Genomic DNA, 17,130 nt, shown 5'->3' on the forward strand with positions numbered 1-17,130 from the left:
ACAAATAAGCCTTGGGGGTGTTCCCTCCGGGCTTCTTTTTCTGTAAAATGTAATAGGTTAGGTGCTAGAAAAAGAAGAATAGTTGCCATAGCGTCTTATAACAAACGTTTCACTTTACAAATAGAGAGGACATGGTAGGAATGGATTTACGAGAACTACTAACACATTTACATGATTTTGTTCAGCTTCCTGAACAGAATATTGATATTACGTCAATTGAAATGGATTCAAGAGAAGTTAAGCCCGGAGCATTGTTCATTTGTATAGACGGCTATACGGTTGATGGTCATAGCTTTGCACAGATGGCTGTGGAAAAAGGGGCAGTAGCAATCTTAGCAGAAAAGCCTGTGGATGTAGAAGTGCCCGTTGTACGCGTGAAGAGTACAAAGCGAGCAATGGCAGTGCTGGCGGATGCTTTCTACAATCAGCCCACACAAAAAATGCATTTAATTGGTGTAACAGGCACAAATGGAAAAACAACGATTACACATTTAATTGAGCATATCTTTAAATCACAGCATAAAAAGACGGGTCTAATTGGAACGATTGAAATTCGTATTGGTGATACGTCTTATGATGTGAAAAACACAACGCCTGAATCGCTGACTCTTCAAAAAACATTTAATCAAATGGTGGAAGAGAATGTAGAAGTAGCGATGATGGAAGTATCATCTCACGCGCTTGACTTAGGACGCGTACACGGGTGCGACTTTGACGTGGCGGTATTTAGTAACTTAACGCAAGATCATCTGGATTATCATCATACAATGGAAGATTATCGTCGTGCGAAAGGGTTGCTATTTGCACAGTTAGGAAATGCTTATAACCATACTCGTCCTAAATTTGCTGTTCTTAATGTCGATGATGCGGCAACCGAGGAATATATTAAAAACACGGCTGCTACAGTGATTACGTATGGTATTGACCGTGAAAGTGATATTCGTGCAACGAATATTCAAATTACAAACAGCGGCACAACGTTCGATTTGACAACACCGACAGAAACGGTTTCTGTAGAAATGAAGCTTATTGGGAAATTTAGCGTCTACAACGTATTAGCGGCTACGGCTGCATGTTTAGTATCTGGTCTCCCTCTGTCAGTTATTGTCGAGGAAATAAAAGTGTTAGAAGGTGTGTCTGGGCGTTTTGAAGTGGTTGATGCGCAGCAAGATTTTACGGTTATCGTGGATTATGCCCACACGCCGGACAGCTTAGAGAACGTGTTAAAAACTGTAAAAGAATTCGCAAAACGCAATATATATGTTATTGTTGGTTGTGGCGGAGATCGAGATCGTACAAAACGACCAATCATGGCTCGGATTGCAGCTGAATACAGTACACAAGCTATTTTGACATCTGATAATCCACGAAGTGAAGATCCATTGGCTATTTTAAAAGATATGGAAGAAGGTTTGGATACAGATAACTATGTGACGATTGCTGATCGTGCAGAAGCTATTCGCTATGCAGTGGAAACAGCGCATGCAGATGATGTTATTGTCATTGCTGGAAAAGGGCACGAGACCTATCAAATTATTGGTAAAAAAGTATTCGATTTTGACGATCGAGAAGTAGCACGCAAAATGATTGAGGAGCGAAAGTAGTAATGAAATGGGTAGAGAACAAAATGAGTCGGAATGAGTTAGAAGTTAAGGAGGGGGCATCGTGCTAGAACAATCAATTTTATTGACAATCGGCGTAGCCTTTTTGATTACGGTTGTATTGTCGCCGATTTTTATTCCCTTCTTAAGAAGATTAAAGTTTGGTCAAAGTATTCGTGATGAAGGCCCGAAATCTCACCAAAAAAAATCAGGTACACCTACAATGGGCGGTATCATGATTTTATTATCTATTATTGTGGCAACTCTTATTATGGTCAATCAATATGCAGAACTTACATATAAGACGTTTCTATTATTATTTGTCACAATCGGATTTGGTTTATTAGGATTTTTAGATGATTTTATAAAAGTAGTGTTAAAGCGTAACCTTGGATTAACATCTAAACAAAAGTTTTTAGGTCAGGTTGTCATTTCAATTATTTTTTACTTTATTGCAAGACAGTTTGAGTTTTCAACTGAAGTGACGATTCCAGGAATTAAAGACCCAATCGATTTAGGTTGGTTTTATGTTGTTTTCCTCATCATCTGGCTTGTTGGTTTTTCAAACGCGGTCAACTTAACGGATGGATTAGACGGACTTGTATCTGGTACAAGTGCGATTGCTTTTGGTGCATTTGCAGTTCTCGCCTGGAATGCAGAGCAGTTTGAACTATCTATTTTCTCAGTTGCTGTAGTAGGAGCTGTGTTAGGATTTTTAGTTTTTAATGCCCATCCTGCAAAAGTATTTATGGGAGATACGGGTTCTTTAGCGCTAGGAGGAGCTATCGCTACGGTGGCTGTCTTAATGAAAATGGAATTCTTGCTTGTTATTATCGGTGGTGTGTTTGTTATTGAAACATTATCTGTTATTATTCAAGTCGCATCTTTCAAAACAACAGGAAAACGTGTGTTTAAAATGAGCCCGCTTCATCACCATTACGAGCTAAGCGGCTGGTCGGAATGGCGCGTAGTTATGACTTTTTGGGCTGTAGGACTATTATTTGCAATGCTTGGAATTTATATCGAGGTGTGGATTTAAATGAAATCAGTCAATACGTATCAAGGTAAACAAGTACTTATTTTAGGATTAGCCAAGAGCGGTTTAGCAGCCGCTCAGTTAGTTAAACAGCTTGGTGCTAAAGTAGTCGTTAATGATCAAAAACCGTACGAAGAGAACGCAGCAGCACAGGAATTAGAAAAAACGGGCATTGAAGTTGTCTGTGGACATCATCCGCTTGAGCTTTTAGACAAAGCGGATGTTATTGTAAAAAACCCTGGGATTCCGTATTCAAATGTTCTATTGCAAGAAGCATTAAAGCGACATATTCCGATTTTAACAGAGGTAGAATTAGCTTATGAAATTAGCGAAGCTCCTTTTATCGGAATTACGGGAAGCAATGGGAAGACAACAACAACAACGCTCATTTATAAAATGTTAGAAGAAGATCAAAAGCAGCCGTTGATTGCTGGAAATATTGGAACAGTAGCTTGTGAAGTGGCGCAAAAAGCAACAAAGGACAATGTAATTGTAACGGAGCTTTCTTCTTTTCAGCTGATGGGAATTGAAAAATTCCGTCCGAAAATCTCTTTATTATTGAATTTGTTTGATGCTCACTTAGACTATCATGGTACAAAAGAGGAATATATCAAAGCGAAAGCAAATCTCTTTAACAATCAAACAAGTGAAGACTTTGCCGTTATTAATGCGGATGATGAGCTAGTGATGAAAGCTAGTGCAAATATTAAAGCGACAAAAGTACCTTTTTCTGTTACAGCTCAAACGACAGAAGGAGCGTATATTAAAAACGAAACGATTTTCTTTAAAGATGAAGAAGTGATGTCCTTAAAAGATGTGGTGCTGCCAGGCAAACATAATCAAGAAAATATTTTAGCAGCTGTATCCGTTGTGAAGCTGTACGGCTGTTCAAATGAAGCTATCTACTCCGTGCTCACAACGTTTGCTGGTGTTAAACACCGCGTTCAATATGTCACGACAATCAACAAACGTAAGTTTTATAATGACTCTAAAGCTACAAATATGCTTGCTACAAAAGTAGCTCTTTCCGCTTTTTCACAGCCGACGATTCTACTTGCAGGCGGACTCGATCGCGGCAATGAGTTTGATGATTTAAAAGAAGAGTTTAAAAATGTGAAAGCTGTTATTACGTTTGGTGAAACGGCTCCTAAAATTGAACGTGTAGCCAAAGAAGAGGGAATACAAATTGTAAAACGTGTCGATAATGTTAAACAAGCAGTTTCAGAAGCATATGCTTGTTCAGATGAAGAAGATGTTATTTTATTATCTCCTGCTTGTGCAAGCTGGGATCAATTTAAAACTTTTGAAGAACGTGGTGACATCTTTATTGAATCTGTGCATAAACTGAAATAAGGGCTTGTCTAAACACCTAGAAAATACACTAGCCCTAATCTATTTTTAGAGGTGTGTGACAGTGTCGACAAAAAGGTCTACCCCAGATTTTTTTCTCATAATCGTTACGCTTTCCTTGCTAACCATCGGCCTTATCATGGTATACAGTGCAAGTGCGGTATGGGCTACATACAAGTTTAATGATTCTTTTTTCTTTGCTAAACGCCAGCTCTTATTTGCAGGGCTTGGAGTATGCGCGATGTTTGTCATCATGAATATTGATTATTGGATGTGGCGTACGTGGGCAAAGCCAATTGTAATCATTTGCTTTGTTATGCTGGTACTTGTATTGATTCCGGGAGTAGGGCTAGTACGGAATGGGTCGCAAAGTTGGATAGGAGTTGGAGCGTTTTCGATTCAGCCTTCAGAATTTATGAAGTTTGCTATGATTATATTTTTAGCGAAATATTTATCAGAAAACCAGAAGAAAATTACATCCTTTAGAAAAGGAATGTTACCGGCGTTATTACTGGTTTTCTTACCGTTTGGCATTATTATGATGCAGCCGGATTTAGGAACTGGAACGGTGCTTGTTGGAACTTGTTTAGTCATGATTTTTGTTTCAGGAGCAAAGGTAAGTCACTTTGCAGGTCTTGGGTTGCTTGGCGTTGCCGGTTTTGTAGGGCTTGTTTTATCAGCTCCTTATCGGATTAAACGCATCACCTCATTTTTAAATCCTTGGGAAGATCCGCTTGGAAGCGGGTTTCAAATCATTCAATCTCTTTATGCAATTGGGCCGGGGGGATTGCTTGGATTAGGGTTAGGGCAAAGTAGACAAAAGTTCTTTTATCTGCCGGAGCCTCAAACTGATTTTATTTTTGCTATTCTGGCAGAAGAGCTCGGTTTTATCGGCGGAACACTTGTTCTACTTTTGTTTAGCTTATTGCTTTGGAGAGGAATTAAAGTAGCGCTGGGAGCACCTGATCTTTACGGAACGTTTTTAGCCTTAGGAATTATTTCAATGGTTGCGATTCAAGTCATGATCAATATAGGCGTGGTAACAGGTCTTATGCCTGTTACGGGAATTACGCTTCCATTTTTAAGTTACGGCGGATCGTCGCTGACGCTCATGCTGGCAGCAGTTGGAGTTTTGTTAAATGTTAGTAGATATTCTCGCTATTAATTGAAAAAAATTGTATAATGTCAAGTAGGCAATGGTCTACTGAAGTAAACCGTCATCTTAAATCCAAGTGCACGCCGGATTTTGTTGGCGGTTTATTTTCGATTTTTTACAGGTAGATGATATTTTTGTATGAAATGTTTTTAAAATGTAATGTTGTGATAACCAATTTTGAGTCCAACTATGGTATGATGTGTAAGGTTAAATGTTTTATCTTAGTGAGTAGGTGAACGTATGTGCACTTATGAGCGTAGCGTTTTTTTATGACTGTCAGCATGTGTTTAACTTCTAAATGAAAAACGATAAAAAAACAATCAAAATTACTTTATATAGCAGATGAACGTACATTCTATGGGTGAATGTCATACGATAAATAAAAATGATGAAATTGACAACAGAATAGAGTGCCTTCGTAGAAAAAAGGTATCTTACAAGGTGCTGCTGCTTAGTTATGAATCTGTTCTTATTATTCTTATGCATTAGAAGTAAGGGCGCATTGACATGAAAGTTTTATAACAGCAAAGAGGGTTTTAGGAGGTTCTTATGGAAGCGTTAGTAAAAGAGTTAGTCGAAGCGAATATTGGAAAGGTTCGTGAAAATGAACCGCTAGCAAAACATACAACAATGAAAATTGGTGGTCCAGCAGATGTGCTTGTAGAACCTGATTCTGTTGATCACTTAAAAGTTACAATGGATATTATTAAAAAACACGGCGTGAAATGGAGAGCGATTGGTCGAGGATCTAATCTTCTTGTTTCTGATAAGGGAATTGAAGGCGTGGTCATTAAGCTCGGAGCCGGATTAGATGATTTAACAGTAGATGGAGAGACGGTTACTGTAGGTGGGGGATACCCTAGCATCAAGCTTGCAACAGTTATTACAAAACAAGGCCTGTCTGGGCTGGAGTTTTCAAGTGGAATTCCTGGATCTGTGGGAGGCGCTGTTTATATGAATGCAGGTGCCCATGGTTCTGATATGTCTCATGTAGTCGAAAAAGCGCTGATTTTATTTGAAGATGGCACTCTTGAGTGGCTGACAAATGAAGAGCTTCAATTTTCGTATCGTCATTCAATTCTACAAAAAGACCGTCCCGGAGTATGTGTAGAAGCCGTGCTGCGTTTGAAAAAGGGAACGAAAGATGATATTGTGGCGGTCATGCAGAAAAATAAAGACTATCGCCGCGAAACACAGCCTTGGAATTTCCCTTGTGCAGGCAGTATTTTTAGAAATCCGCTTCCAAATTATGCAGGAGACTTAATTGAAAAGTCCAACTTAAAAGGTTTTTCAGTAGGCGGGGCGCAAATTAGTGAGCAGCATGCGAACTTCATTGTCAACACAGGAGATGCAACGGCTTCAGACGTGCTGAATTTAATTGCTCATGTTAAGAAAACAATTAAAGAGAAATTCGATATTGATATTCATACAGAAGTTGAGATTATCGGCCGCTAATTACCCAGCCCGTGGCTGTATGGTTATGCGTGAAAAGGTAGCTTTTATGTGTTTATTCTATGCTATAATGGGGATATTCTCATGAAGCAAAGATTGGAAATAAATAGATGGTAATTCCTCGTTTATTTTCTCAAATGGATAAGGGTGAAAAAAATGGAAAAAGGTAAGTTAATTGTTTTAGAAGATCGGGTACCGAAGCTGCAAGAACAGCGAAAGCAAAAAGCAAATAGACGGCTGATTTTGTATTTATCACTCTTTTTCATCCTTATTTTATTTATTGTATATTCTCAATCTTCTCTGAGTAATGTTTCTAACATTGAAGTACAAGGGAATAAACATGTAAGTGATAAGGATATTGTCAAAGCGAGTGGTCTGTCCAAAAAAACCAGCTACTGGAAAGCTGATGCTGATCAAATTCAAGAAAAAGTCGAAAAAAACCCTGAGGTAAAGGAAGCTGTCATTCACAAAACATTTCCTAATAAGGTCGTAATCGACGTAAAAGAGTACGCAAGAATTGCATATGTAACCTCGGGGAATAAATATTTCCCTGTGAATGAAAATGGAAAAGTTCTAAAAGAAGTAAGTGCTAAGAAAGTGTCATCCGACGCTCCGCTGCTAATTGACTGGAAAGACGGAGACGCTATACAAAGCATGGTTCAAGAATTAGCTAAAACGCCTAAGAGCATAAAAGGGGCTATTTCTGAGATTTACTACGCGCCGACAAAATCAGAACCTCTTCACATCGAGGTGTTTATGAATGATACGCGTGAAGTAAGCGGGAAAATTAGCAACTTCTCTGATAAAATTGTTCATTACCCAGCTATTGCAAGTAAATTAAGTGATGATCAAAAAGGTATTATTGATTTAGAAGAAGGATATGCATTTAAACCTTATAAAAAGAGCAAGCAGTAATTATTTTTTATAAGTGTTAATTAAAGGAAATAGATGAGTTGAGACTGGCAAACTAGCCCTCGTACATTGTATAATCACATGCAAGTATTCTGCATACATATGATTTTCTTCTCCGTTGCTGTGAAATGGAAATGTAATATTTGTTCTAGGTAAGTTTCGCTTTTCTCAGTGTACATCTTAGTGTAGACTTGTAGTTAAATAGCTTTTTTCAGTGAATTTTAGGCTTAAATCTAAAAAAAAGTCAAAACCAGAACGTTTTGTTCTTTGAAAGAGATAAAGTCTGTGAAAAACTTGAAAAAAATTGATTTTACAAAAGGGAAACAGATGTATTTGTTGAATATTTTCATATAATAAAAAATTAATATTGTTGTTCTTCTTAATTTATTAAGATGACATGTGCAGAAAGAAAAAGGAGGTGCCAAAGAATGAACAGCAATGAAATATACGTTAGTTTAGACATCGGTACATCCAGTGTGAAAGTAATCATCGGAGAGATGAGTAACGATTCATTGAATATCATTGGTGTAGGGAATGTTAAATCACACGGACTAAAAAAAGGTTCTATCGTTGATATAGATGCAACAGTTCAATCTATTAGAAAAGCAGTAGAACAAGCTGAACGAATGGTAGGCATTACAATTAAAAAGGTTGTAGTGGGCATAAGCGGAAATCATGTATTTTTACAAGATTGTCACGGAGTAGTAGCCGTGTCAAGCGAGAATCGTGAAATTACAAACGAAGATATTCATCGAGTAATTGATGCTGCTCAAGTCATGTCTATCCCGCCAGATCGTGAAATCATTGATGTTATTCCAAAGCAATTTATTGTAGATGGCTTAGAAGGTATTAATGATCCTAGAGGCATGATTGGGGTACGTTTAGAAATGGAAGGCACAATCATAACGGGATCTAGAACGGTTTTACATAACTTATTACGCTGTGTAGAAAGAGCTGGTTTAGAAATCAGTGATATTTGTTTACAGCCTCTAGCCGCTGGTTCAATTGCATTATCTCGTGATGAAAAAAACTTAGGTGTCGCACTGGTAGATATCGGTGGAGGTTCAACAACGGTTGCGATTTTTGACCAAGGACATTTGAAAGTAACAAATGTACTAGCTGTTGGCGGAGAGCACATTACCAAGGATTTATCGATTGGCCTTCGCACATCGACTGAAGATGCGGAAAATATTAAGATAAAGCATGGACATGCTTTCTACGATCATGCTTCTGAAGAAGAAGTATTTAGTGTACCGATTATTGGAAGCGATCAGCATCAGCAGTTTAATCAGCTCGAAATCTCTGATATTATTGAAGCTAGACTAGAAGAGATTTTAGATATGATTACGCAAGAGGTAAATCGCCTAGGATACAAAGATATTCCAGGAGGATTTGTTTTAACAGGCGGAGTAGTAGCGATGCCTGGTATTCTTGAGCTAGCTCAAGTGATTTTAAAGAATAACGTGCGCATAGCAGTGCCTGATTATATTGGAGTACGTGAGCCGCATTATACAACAGGCGTAGGATTAATAAAATTTGCATACAAAAATGCTAAAATACAAGGCCGGGAAATTGGAGCGCCAGTTGTGGAAGAAGAGCCGATTGAGCAAGAAATGATCAAACCTAGCCCGAAACCACAGCAGCCGCAACAATCAGCTGAGCAGCCGAAAAAGAAAAATGACCAAAATTTAATGAAGAAGTTTTTTGGATACTTCTTTGATTAACGTTACGGATTGGTAATTTCGAAGAATTAGGAGGAACTATCATGTTGGAGTTTGATACAAGTGTAGACCAATTAGCGACGATTAAAGTAATCGGTGTCGGAGGCGGCGGTAACAACGCGGTTAACCGAATGATTGAACATGGCGTCCAAGGTGTAGAATTTATTGCAGTTAATACAGATGCACAAGCATTAAATTTATCAAAAGCTGAAACAAAAATGCAAATCGGCGCTAAATTAACAAGAGGATTAGGTGCAGGTGCTAATCCAGAAGTTGGTAAAAAAGCAGCTGAAGAAAGTAAGGAACAAATCCAAGAAGCCCTAAAAGGTGCAGACATGGTTTTCGTAACGGCTGGTATGGGTGGAGGAACTGGAACTGGTGCAGCTCCAGTCATTGCCCAAATTGCTCGTGAGCTAGGAGCACTAACGGTAGGTGTTGTTACTCGTCCGTTTACGTTTGAAGGTCGTAAGCGTTCTACTCAAGCAGCAGGCGGCATTGCGTCAATGAAAGAAGCAGTGGATACGCTGATTGTTATCCCAAATGATCGCTTATTGGAAATCGTTGATAAAAACACGCCAATGCTAGAAGCATTCCGTGAAGCGGATAACGTATTGCGACAAGGTGTGCAAGGTATTTCAGATTTAATCGCAGTTCCTGGATTAATTAACTTAGACTTCGCTGACGTGAAAACAATTATGTCTAACAAAGGATCTGCCCTTATGGGTATCGGTATTGCTACTGGTGAAAACCGTGCTGCTGAAGCGGCTAAAAAAGCTATTTCAAGTCCACTTCTTGAAACATCTATCGATGGAGCTCAAGGTGTATTAATGAACATCACAGGCGGTACAAACCTAAGTCTTTACGAAGTACAAGAAGCTGCAGATATCGTTGCTTCGGCTTCTGACCAAGAAGTGAACATGATCTTTGGATCTGTTATTAACGAAAACCTAAAAGACGAGATTGTTGTTACAGTTATTGCAACTGGCTTTAGTGACCAAGATTTATCACAGCCAAAACCAGGTCGTCCTTCGTTATCGGCGAATCGCATGCAGCAATCGACACAGCAACCGGCTCCACAGCCGAAGCGTGAAGTAAAGCGTGAAGAACCTGTACAGCAAGAATATACGCGTCCATCTCAGCCACAGTCTGAAGATGCGCTAGATATTCCAACATTCTTACGAAACCGTAATCGTAGACGCTAAGAAAATAAAAAACCAAGACCTCTGTTTTATACAGAGGTCTTTTTTTATGCAATGAATCTAGAAAACTCAAAAAGAATATAAAAAACATTCGACATGGTCAATATGATGCCTTTAAAGGGTTTATGTTTTCTTTCTAAAAGTGGTGTGACAAATATCGAATGATTTCCTCAAAAATACTGCTTGTTTCTCGGCATGAACTGACAGACTTTCTAATAGGATGTACTATATACTAATTTTTAACAGAAAAATTCAGAAAGAATGGAGAGGTTATAAACATTGCCAATCTATTTAGATTTAATATGGATGCTGAATTTTGGGTTAGATACGATTTTACTAATGTTATGTGCAGTTGTACTTAAACGGAATTACAAGTGGTGGCGGCTTTTGCTTGGCGGCTTTATCGGTTCATTAATTGTCCTTCTTATGTTTACGCCTTTTTCTCATCTTATGGTTCACCCTGCCATTAAAATTTTATTCTCTTTTTTTATGGTATTGATGACGTTTGGTTATAAACGACTGCGCTTTTTCTTTGAGAATTTATTAACGTTTTATTTTGCAACCTTTGTTGTTGGTGGAGGATTAATGGGCGTTCACTTTTTATTTCAAGATCAGTTTCTTGTTCTTAATCAAATGGTTGATACAAAATCTCCACAGTTTGGTGATCCTATTAGCTGGATATTTGTTCTTATCGGTTTTCCGCTATTATCTTATTTTTCAAAAGCACGAGTTGATGATTTGCGAATGAAAAACATTACATTTGATCAGCTGGTAGATGTGGAAGTTATTTTAAACGAACAGAGGCTGTCGATGAAAGGACTTATTGATAGTGGAAACCAGCTTGTAGATCCGCTGACGAAAACCCCCGTTATGATTGTTACAGCAGATTCTTTAAAAGAAATATTGCCTGAAGGCTTAATGGAATTAAGCAAAAATGTCCAATCCTTTTCACACAGCGAAGATATTGATCAAGAGTGGTATTCAAAAGTCCGCTTTGTCCCTTATCGAAGCGTGGGCCAAGCCAATCAGCTGCTTCTTGCTCTAAAGCCAGATATGGTAAGGCTGGTGCATCAGTCCAATACGATTGAAGTCACTAAAGTATTAGTAGGTATTAGTCATACAACGCTTTCAGTGGAGAAGCAATATGAATGTATTGTTCATCCGAAGCTCATTGTTATTGGAGAAGTAAGTTCCGCATCGTAAAAGGTGTGAACAAATAAAGGAGGATACAGAATGGCTACATATCGAATTCGATTTCAATTATGGTGGTACAAATTATTAATTAAACTTAAGCTGAAAACAGATGAAGTGTATTATATAGGAGGAAGTGAAGCTCTTCCACCGCCTTTAACAAAAGATGAAGAAGAAGTACTCCTGAAAAAACTCCCATCAGGAGATGAAGCAGCACGTTCACTGTTGATTGAGCGTAATTTGCGACTGGTTGTTTATATTGCCCGCAAGTTTGAAAATACGGGAATCAATATTGAGGATTTAATTAGCATCGGCACCATCGGTTTAATTAAAGCAGTAAACACGTTTAATCCTGAAAAGAAAATTAAGCTAGCGACGTACGCCTCCCGCTGTATTGAAAATGAAATTTTAATGTATTTGCGCCGCAACAATAAAATTCGATCTGAAGTTTCATTTGATGAGCCGTTAAATATTGATTGGGATGGAAACGAACTGCTATTATCTGACGTGATGGGAACCGAAGAAGATATCATCACAAAAGACCTGGAAGCCAATGTAGATCGAAAACTTTTGTTGAAAGCACTGCACCAATTAAATGATCGTGAAAAGCAAATTATGGAGCTGCGCTTTGGGCTAGCCGGCGGAGAAGAAAAAACGCAAAAAGATGTAGCTGATATGCTAGGCATTTCTCAGTCTTATATTTCAAGGCTTGAAAAACGAATTATTAAACGGCTGCGAAAAGAATTTAATAAAATGGTTTAAGTAAAAAAGCTGATTGTATAAGGGCTGAGAAGCATCTTATACAATCAGCTTTTTTAGCGTGGAATTGTCAGAATTGTAAAAGTGCATATTTTTTCCTTCGGAGGAGATACTGAATTCAGAACATCATCTCCTGTTAGGAGGGAAAGAGTTGACAAGAAATAAAGTAGAAATTTGTGGAGTAGATACTTCGAAACTTCCCGTATTAAAAAATGAAGAAATGCGAAAGTTGTTTAAACAAATGCAGGCTGGAGATGGAACAGCAAGAGAAAAGCTAGTAAGCGGAAATTTACGTCTCGTACTCAGCGTGATTCAACGTTTTAACAATCGTGGAGAATTTGTTGATGACTTATTTCAGGTTGGATGTATTGGATTAATGAAATCCATTGACAATTTTGATTTAAGTCAAAACGTGAAGTTTTCTACATATGCTGTCCCAATGATTATAGGGGAAATTCGCCGCTATTTACGTGACAATAATCCAATCCGTGTTTCTCGTTCCCTTCGTGATATTGCTTATAAAGCTCTTCAAGTTCGTGAAAGGCTTATGAGTGAAACATCCAAGGAACCTACAGCTGAGGAAATTTCAAAAGTCCTAGAAGTGCCGCATGAAGAAATTGTGTTTGCTTTAGATGCTATCCAAGATCCGGTTTCTCTATTTGAACCTATTTACAATGATGGTGGAGACCCAATCTATGTCATGGATCAGCTAAGCGATGAACGCAACCGTGATTCAACTTGGATTGAAGAAATTGCTTTGCAAGAAGGTATGAGAAGATTGAACGAGCGAGAAAAACTAATTTTACGAAAGCGCTTCTTTCAAGGTAAAACACAGATGGAAGTGGCTGAAGAAATTGGTATTTCTCAAGCGCAGGTTTCTCGTTTAGAAAAAGCTGCTATTAAACAGATGAATAAAAATATTCAAAGTTAACAAAAGCTATCTAAACTGGCAGCTGCTCGCGTTCATATAATTAATACCATTCACTTTATTTGATGTTCAACTTAATAAGCATCGTGTCTATAAAAACAGACGCGGTGCTTATTTTGTATGTATCAATTCAATTTATAATACATGACCAAAAGATATTCATATCAGATTTCCTATTGCTGTGAGGACTTCTAGCTACTTGTTGAGAATGTCTCTTGATGAAAAGCTGTGTAATTAGTAAACAAAATCCCTATAGAAAGAGAATGACAGAGAAAAAATAAGCTTTTCCTTCATGAAATGAAAATTTGAAAATATATATAGGCTAAGGAATAAAGTTGGCTATAGGAGGAGAGAGAGCATGTTAAAGATTTCAGAATTTCAGCTGAAAGATGTAGTGAATGTAGCTGATGGCAAAAAACTTGGAAATGTAGGGGATATTGATATTGACTTAACAACGGGAAAAATACAGGCCGTCATTATCGGAGGCTCTCGTGTATTAGGCTTCTTTGGAAAAGATGATGAAATTGTGATTCCGTGGAAAAATATTGTGAAAATTGGTTCTGATGTCATTTTAGTACGTTATAAAGACGCATTTCAGCCTGAAGAGAATTAGTTTTTTGTCAACAGCACCTAGCAATCTGTGGTACAATATGTGAGAACAAATGAAACAAGGGATGTGTCACATACATGAATCCTGAGCCATTAAAAAAAAGTCATCACGACTCGTTTATGTGGCTGAGCCCTTGGGTAGAAAAGAATGATATGCTTGTTGCTGGTTTCACCACAAAAAATGGTGGTGTGAGTAAACCTCCATTTGCTTCTTTTAACCTAGGGCTTCACGTAAACGATAACGTAGAAGATGTTATTACAAATAGAAAAATTTTAGCAGCCGAACTAGACATGTCTTTTGAAAGCTTTGTATGTGCTGAACAAGTACATGAAGCAACTGTTCAAAAAGTAACAAAAGCCGACTGTACAAAAGGAATCTACAAGTACGAAGAGGGCATAAAAGCAACGGATGGCATTTATACAAATGAATCTGATATTTTGTTAGCTTTATGTTATGCAGATTGTGTTCCCCTGTACTTCTATGCGCCTGATCACCATTTAGTTGGTCTAGCTCATGCCGGTTGGAAGGGAACAGTGAAAGATATTGCAGGAAATATGATTCGACGTTGGGTAGAGCAAGAAAATGTCCCGATTGAAGATATTTACGTGGCGATTGGCCCTTCGATTGAAGATTGCTGTTATGTTGTCGATAACCGCGTCATTACACAAGTAAACGAAGCAGTTGGCCAAAATGGATATCAAGAAGTAAGCCCTGGACAATACGCGCTTAATTTAAAAAAAGTCAATAAGCTGCTGATTCAAAACGCAGGCGTATTGCCGGAACGAATTTTAACATCGTCGTATTGTACAAGCTGTGAAGATGACCTGTTCTTTTCACATCGCCGCGACCAAGGGAAAACAGGACGCATGTTTAACTTCATAGGCTTTAAGGAGGAGTAATTACATAGTGACAGCTAGCGTAAGTGAAAATCTAGAAGCAGTTCAACAAACAATTGCTGAAGCGTGTAAAAAAGTTAATCGAAATCAAAAAGATGTAGAGCTGATTGCTGTAACAAAATACGTTTCCACAAAACGAGCAGCAGAAGCAGTGGATGCAGGCATTTTACATCTCGGAGAAAACAGGGATGAAGGTCTTCTAGAAAAGTATGAATCAATCGGTGAGAAAGCGACCTGGCATTTTATCGGAAGCTTACAAACAAGAAAAGTAAAAAATGTGATTGATAAAGTTGACTATATTCATTCACTAGACCGATTATCTTTAGCAAAAGAAATTGATAAACGCGCAGGCCATCGTATAAAATGTTTTGTACAAGTTAATATTGCCGAAGAACAATCCAAGCATGGCCTTGCTGTAGAAGACGTAATTCCATTTATTCAATCTCTTGAAGAATTTGCAAATATCCAAGTGGTCGGATTGATGACAATGGCTCCTCACACAGATGACGAGTCTACGCTTCGCAGCTGTTTTCAAGGTCTAAAAAAATTGCAGAGTCGTATACAAGAACTAAACTTGCCATATGCACCGTGTACAGAGCTATCAATGGGAATGTCAAACGATTATGCAATTGCAATTGAAGAAGGAGCAACATTCATTCGACTAGGAACCACGTTAGTTGGGAATGAACGTTAAGGAGGTGTAATTCAAGATGAGTATGAAAAATCGCTTTAGAAGTTTTTTTGCTCTTGATGACGATACTGAATATGTAGAAGAACATTACGAACAAGAAGAGTCGGTAGAAGAGCCTGTACAGCAGTCGAGACCAGCAGCGAAAGCTAGTCAGCAGCCGAATCAGCAGCAAAACGTGATTAGCTTGCAAAGCGTTCAAAAATCATCAAAAATGATGCTTTGCGAACCGCGCGTCTATGCCGAAGCGCAAGAAATTACGGACCATTTAAAAAATCGTAAAGTCGTAGTTGTTAATTTACAGCGCATTCAACGAGATCAAGCAGTGAGAATTGTCGACTTTTTAAGTGGTACAGTTTATGCTTTAGGCGGGGACATTCAAAAAATTGGAACCGACATCTTTTTATGTACACCTGATAATGTAGACGTAAGCGGAAGCATTTCAGATATGATGGGAGAACATGATACAACAAACGTAAAGAGGTGGTAGTTTTTGGACATCGTTTTTGGGATTCTTGGAAAATTAATTGGGCTTTACTCATGGGCACTGATTATTTACATTTTGATGTCTTGGGTACCCGATGTAAGGGCGTCTAAGTTTGGTCAGCTGCTGGGCAGTATTTGTGAGCCTTACTTAGAGCCTTTTCGTAAAATCATTCCGCCTATTGGCATGATTGATATTTCACCTCTTGTCGCAATCTTTTTATTGCGATTTGCGGAAAGAGGCGTGTATTCACTTAATAATGTGGTGGGATTTATTTAAAAAAGGAATCGCTGGATTCCTTTTTTACATACCAATAGTAGGAGTAATAATATGTCTATTTATGAACATTTTAGGCAAGAAGAACATGGATTTATTGATCAGGTTCTTCAGTGGAAAGAAGATGTCCTACATCAATACAGCCCAAAATTAACGGACTTTTTAGATCCAAGAGAGCAGCAGATTGTGACGGCTATTGTCGGGACTGAAGGAGAGGTTCAAGTTTCATTTGATGGTGGACAACCGTTTGCTGAACGCAAGCGTGCGCTGCTATATCCGGATTACTATGTACCTCAAAGCGAAGATTTTCAGTTGCATATGTATGAGCTCAATTATCCTAAAAAGTTTGTGACGATTGAACATCCTCAAGTTCTTGGTTCGGCGATGTCCTTAGGACTGCGCCGTTCAAAATTTGGCGATATTTTGGTCGCGGGAGACGATATTCAGGTTGTAGCTGCAGAGGAAATTTCTTCTTATATTGAGATGAATTTAACATCAATTGGAAAAGCCAAAGTTTCACTTTCTTCTATTCAAAGAGAGCAGCTGCATGTCGTAAAAGAAGAGCTGATTGAACACGTTTATACAGTTTCTTCAATGAGGCTTGATGTTTTGCTGTCGACTATTCACAATTTATCAAGACAAAAAGTCCAGCCGTTTATTACAAATGGAGCGGTAAAAGTAAATTTTAAAGTCATTGAACAGCCTTCTTTTGAATGTCATGAAGGTGATATTTTGTCGCTTCGTGGTCACGGCAGAAGTCGTATTGTTTCACTTGAAGGCAAAACTAAAAAAGAAAAATGGCGGATTGTTGTAGGAAAGCAGAAATAAAGAAATCTACTAGCAGGAAATTTTAAAAATATGTCGAATAAAC

Annotated in this window: 17 protein-coding genes; all 17 read left to right on the plus strand. The window is 38.2% G+C overall.

Annotated elements, in window-relative coordinates:
- Nucleotides 1–140 precede the first annotated feature (140 nt).
- The 17 genes from ACFX4E_RS03110 to ACFX4E_RS03190 all read left to right on the plus strand — a co-directional run bounded on the left by ACFX4E_RS03110 (nt 141) and on the right by ACFX4E_RS03190 (nt 17,087).
- Nucleotides 141–1,604: a UDP-N-acetylmuramoyl-L-alanyl-D-glutamate--2,6-diaminopimelate ligase gene (locus ACFX4E_RS03110; protein WP_028411475.1), complete on the plus strand. Its 1,464-nt coding sequence runs from the start codon at nt 141–143 to the stop codon at nt 1,602–1,604.
- Nucleotides 1,605–1,665: 61 nt separating this feature from the next.
- On the plus strand, nt 1,666–2,640 hold the full coding sequence (gene mraY / locus ACFX4E_RS03115; protein ID WP_013058961.1) for a phospho-N-acetylmuramoyl-pentapeptide-transferase: 975 nt from the start codon (nt 1,666–1,668) through the stop codon (nt 2,638–2,640).
- Nucleotides 2,641–3,990 carry a UDP-N-acetylmuramoyl-L-alanine--D-glutamate ligase gene (gene murD, locus ACFX4E_RS03120; RefSeq protein ID WP_028411474.1) on the plus strand — a complete coding sequence of 450 codons (1,350 nt, stop codon included), beginning with the start codon at nt 2,641–2,643 and terminating at the stop codon, nt 3,988–3,990.
- Nucleotides 3,991–4,051: 61 nt separating this feature from the next.
- Nucleotides 4,052–5,152 (plus strand): stage V sporulation protein E, encoded by a 1,101-nt coding sequence (spoVE, locus tag ACFX4E_RS03125; protein ID WP_013058959.1) that lies wholly within the window; start codon nt 4,052–4,054, stop codon nt 5,150–5,152.
- A 540-nt stretch (nt 5,153–5,692) separates the two neighbouring features.
- Complete coding sequence (gene murB, locus ACFX4E_RS03130) at nt 5,693–6,598, plus strand: UDP-N-acetylmuramate dehydrogenase (RefSeq protein ID WP_013058958.1); 906 nt, start codon at nt 5,693–5,695, stop codon at nt 6,596–6,598.
- Nucleotides 6,599–6,751: 153 nt separating this feature from the next.
- On the plus strand, nt 6,752–7,510 hold the full coding sequence (locus ACFX4E_RS03135) for a cell division protein FtsQ/DivIB (RefSeq protein WP_016765445.1): 759 nt from the start codon (nt 6,752–6,754) through the stop codon (nt 7,508–7,510).
- A gap of 425 nt (nt 7,511–7,935) precedes the next feature.
- Complete coding sequence (ftsA, locus tag ACFX4E_RS03140) at nt 7,936–9,231, plus strand: cell division protein FtsA (protein ID WP_013058956.1); 1,296 nt, start codon at nt 7,936–7,938, stop codon at nt 9,229–9,231.
- 41 nt (nt 9,232–9,272) lie between these two features.
- The gene (ftsZ, locus tag ACFX4E_RS03145) at nt 9,273–10,430 is read left to right on the plus strand and encodes a cell division protein FtsZ (RefSeq protein ID WP_013058955.1); all 1,158 of its coding nucleotides are present in this window, start codon (nt 9,273–9,275) and stop codon (nt 10,428–10,430) included.
- A 276-nt stretch (nt 10,431–10,706) separates the two neighbouring features.
- Entirely contained in the window at nt 10,707–11,630 is a 924-nt protein-coding gene (gene spoIIGA, locus ACFX4E_RS03150; protein ID WP_377237896.1) for a sigma-E processing peptidase SpoIIGA, read from the plus strand.
- A gap of 30 nt (nt 11,631–11,660) precedes the next feature.
- Nucleotides 11,661–12,380: an RNA polymerase sporulation sigma factor SigE gene (gene sigE, locus ACFX4E_RS03155; protein WP_013058953.1), complete on the plus strand. Its 720-nt coding sequence runs from the start codon at nt 11,661–11,663 to the stop codon at nt 12,378–12,380.
- Between the two features lie 148 nt (nt 12,381–12,528).
- Nucleotides 12,529–13,308 carry an RNA polymerase sporulation sigma factor SigG gene (gene sigG, locus ACFX4E_RS03160; protein ID WP_013058952.1) on the plus strand — a complete coding sequence of 260 codons (780 nt, stop codon included), beginning with the start codon at nt 12,529–12,531 and terminating at the stop codon, nt 13,306–13,308.
- Between the two features lie 355 nt (nt 13,309–13,663).
- Entirely contained in the window at nt 13,664–13,918 is a 255-nt protein-coding gene (locus tag ACFX4E_RS03165; RefSeq protein ID WP_013058951.1) for a YlmC/YmxH family sporulation protein, read from the plus strand.
- Between the two features lie 74 nt (nt 13,919–13,992).
- Nucleotides 13,993–14,814, plus strand: a complete 822-nt coding sequence (gene pgeF / locus ACFX4E_RS03170) for a peptidoglycan editing factor PgeF (protein WP_028410768.1) — start codon at nt 13,993–13,995, stop codon at nt 14,812–14,814.
- Between the two features lie 7 nt (nt 14,815–14,821).
- A complete protein-coding gene (locus ACFX4E_RS03175) occupies nt 14,822–15,505 on the plus strand; it encodes a YggS family pyridoxal phosphate-dependent enzyme (RefSeq protein WP_060745955.1) in 684 nt (227 codons plus the stop codon).
- Nucleotides 15,506–15,521: 16 nt separating this feature from the next.
- Nucleotides 15,522–15,989, plus strand: a complete 468-nt coding sequence (locus ACFX4E_RS03180) for a cell division protein SepF (RefSeq protein WP_028410770.1) — start codon at nt 15,522–15,524, stop codon at nt 15,987–15,989.
- Between the two features lie 3 nt (nt 15,990–15,992).
- A complete protein-coding gene (locus ACFX4E_RS03185; protein ID WP_013058947.1) occupies nt 15,993–16,262 on the plus strand; it encodes a YggT family protein in 270 nt (89 codons plus the stop codon).
- A 51-nt stretch (nt 16,263–16,313) separates the two neighbouring features.
- The gene (locus ACFX4E_RS03190; RefSeq protein WP_377237895.1) at nt 16,314–17,087 is read left to right on the plus strand and encodes a YlmH family RNA-binding protein; all 774 of its coding nucleotides are present in this window, start codon (nt 16,314–16,316) and stop codon (nt 17,085–17,087) included.
- Nucleotides 17,088–17,130 lie beyond the last annotated feature (43 nt).

Origin of the sequence: Priestia sp. YIM B13491, from assembly GCF_042787605.1 — a bacterium.
Lineage (GTDB): Bacteria > Bacillota > Bacilli > Bacillales > Bacillaceae_H > Priestia > Priestia megaterium_E.

Coding starts and splice junctions, on each gene's coding strand:
- ACFX4E_RS03110 (WP_028411475.1), top strand. CDS start 141: ATGGATTTACGAGAACTACTAACACATTTACATGATTTTGTTCAGCTT.
- murD (WP_028411474.1), top strand. CDS start 2,641: ATGAAATCAGTCAATACGTATCAAGGTAAACAAGTACTTATTTTAGGA.
- murB (WP_013058958.1), top strand. CDS start 5,693: ATGGAAGCGTTAGTAAAAGAGTTAGTCGAAGCGAATATTGGAAAGGTT.
- ACFX4E_RS03135 (WP_016765445.1), top strand. CDS start 6,752: ATGGAAAAAGGTAAGTTAATTGTTTTAGAAGATCGGGTACCGAAGCTG.
- ftsA (WP_013058956.1), top strand. CDS start 7,936: ATGAACAGCAATGAAATATACGTTAGTTTAGACATCGGTACATCCAGT.
- ftsZ (WP_013058955.1), top strand. CDS start 9,273: ATGTTGGAGTTTGATACAAGTGTAGACCAATTAGCGACGATTAAAGTA.
- sigE (WP_013058953.1), top strand. CDS start 11,661: ATGGCTACATATCGAATTCGATTTCAATTATGGTGGTACAAATTATTA.
- ACFX4E_RS03165 (WP_013058951.1), top strand. CDS start 13,664: ATGTTAAAGATTTCAGAATTTCAGCTGAAAGATGTAGTGAATGTAGCT.
- pgeF (WP_028410768.1), top strand. CDS start 13,993: ATGAATCCTGAGCCATTAAAAAAAAGTCATCACGACTCGTTTATGTGG.
- ACFX4E_RS03180 (WP_028410770.1), top strand. CDS start 15,522: ATGAGTATGAAAAATCGCTTTAGAAGTTTTTTTGCTCTTGATGACGAT.
- ACFX4E_RS03190 (WP_377237895.1), top strand. CDS start 16,314: ATGTCTATTTATGAACATTTTAGGCAAGAAGAACATGGATTTATTGAT.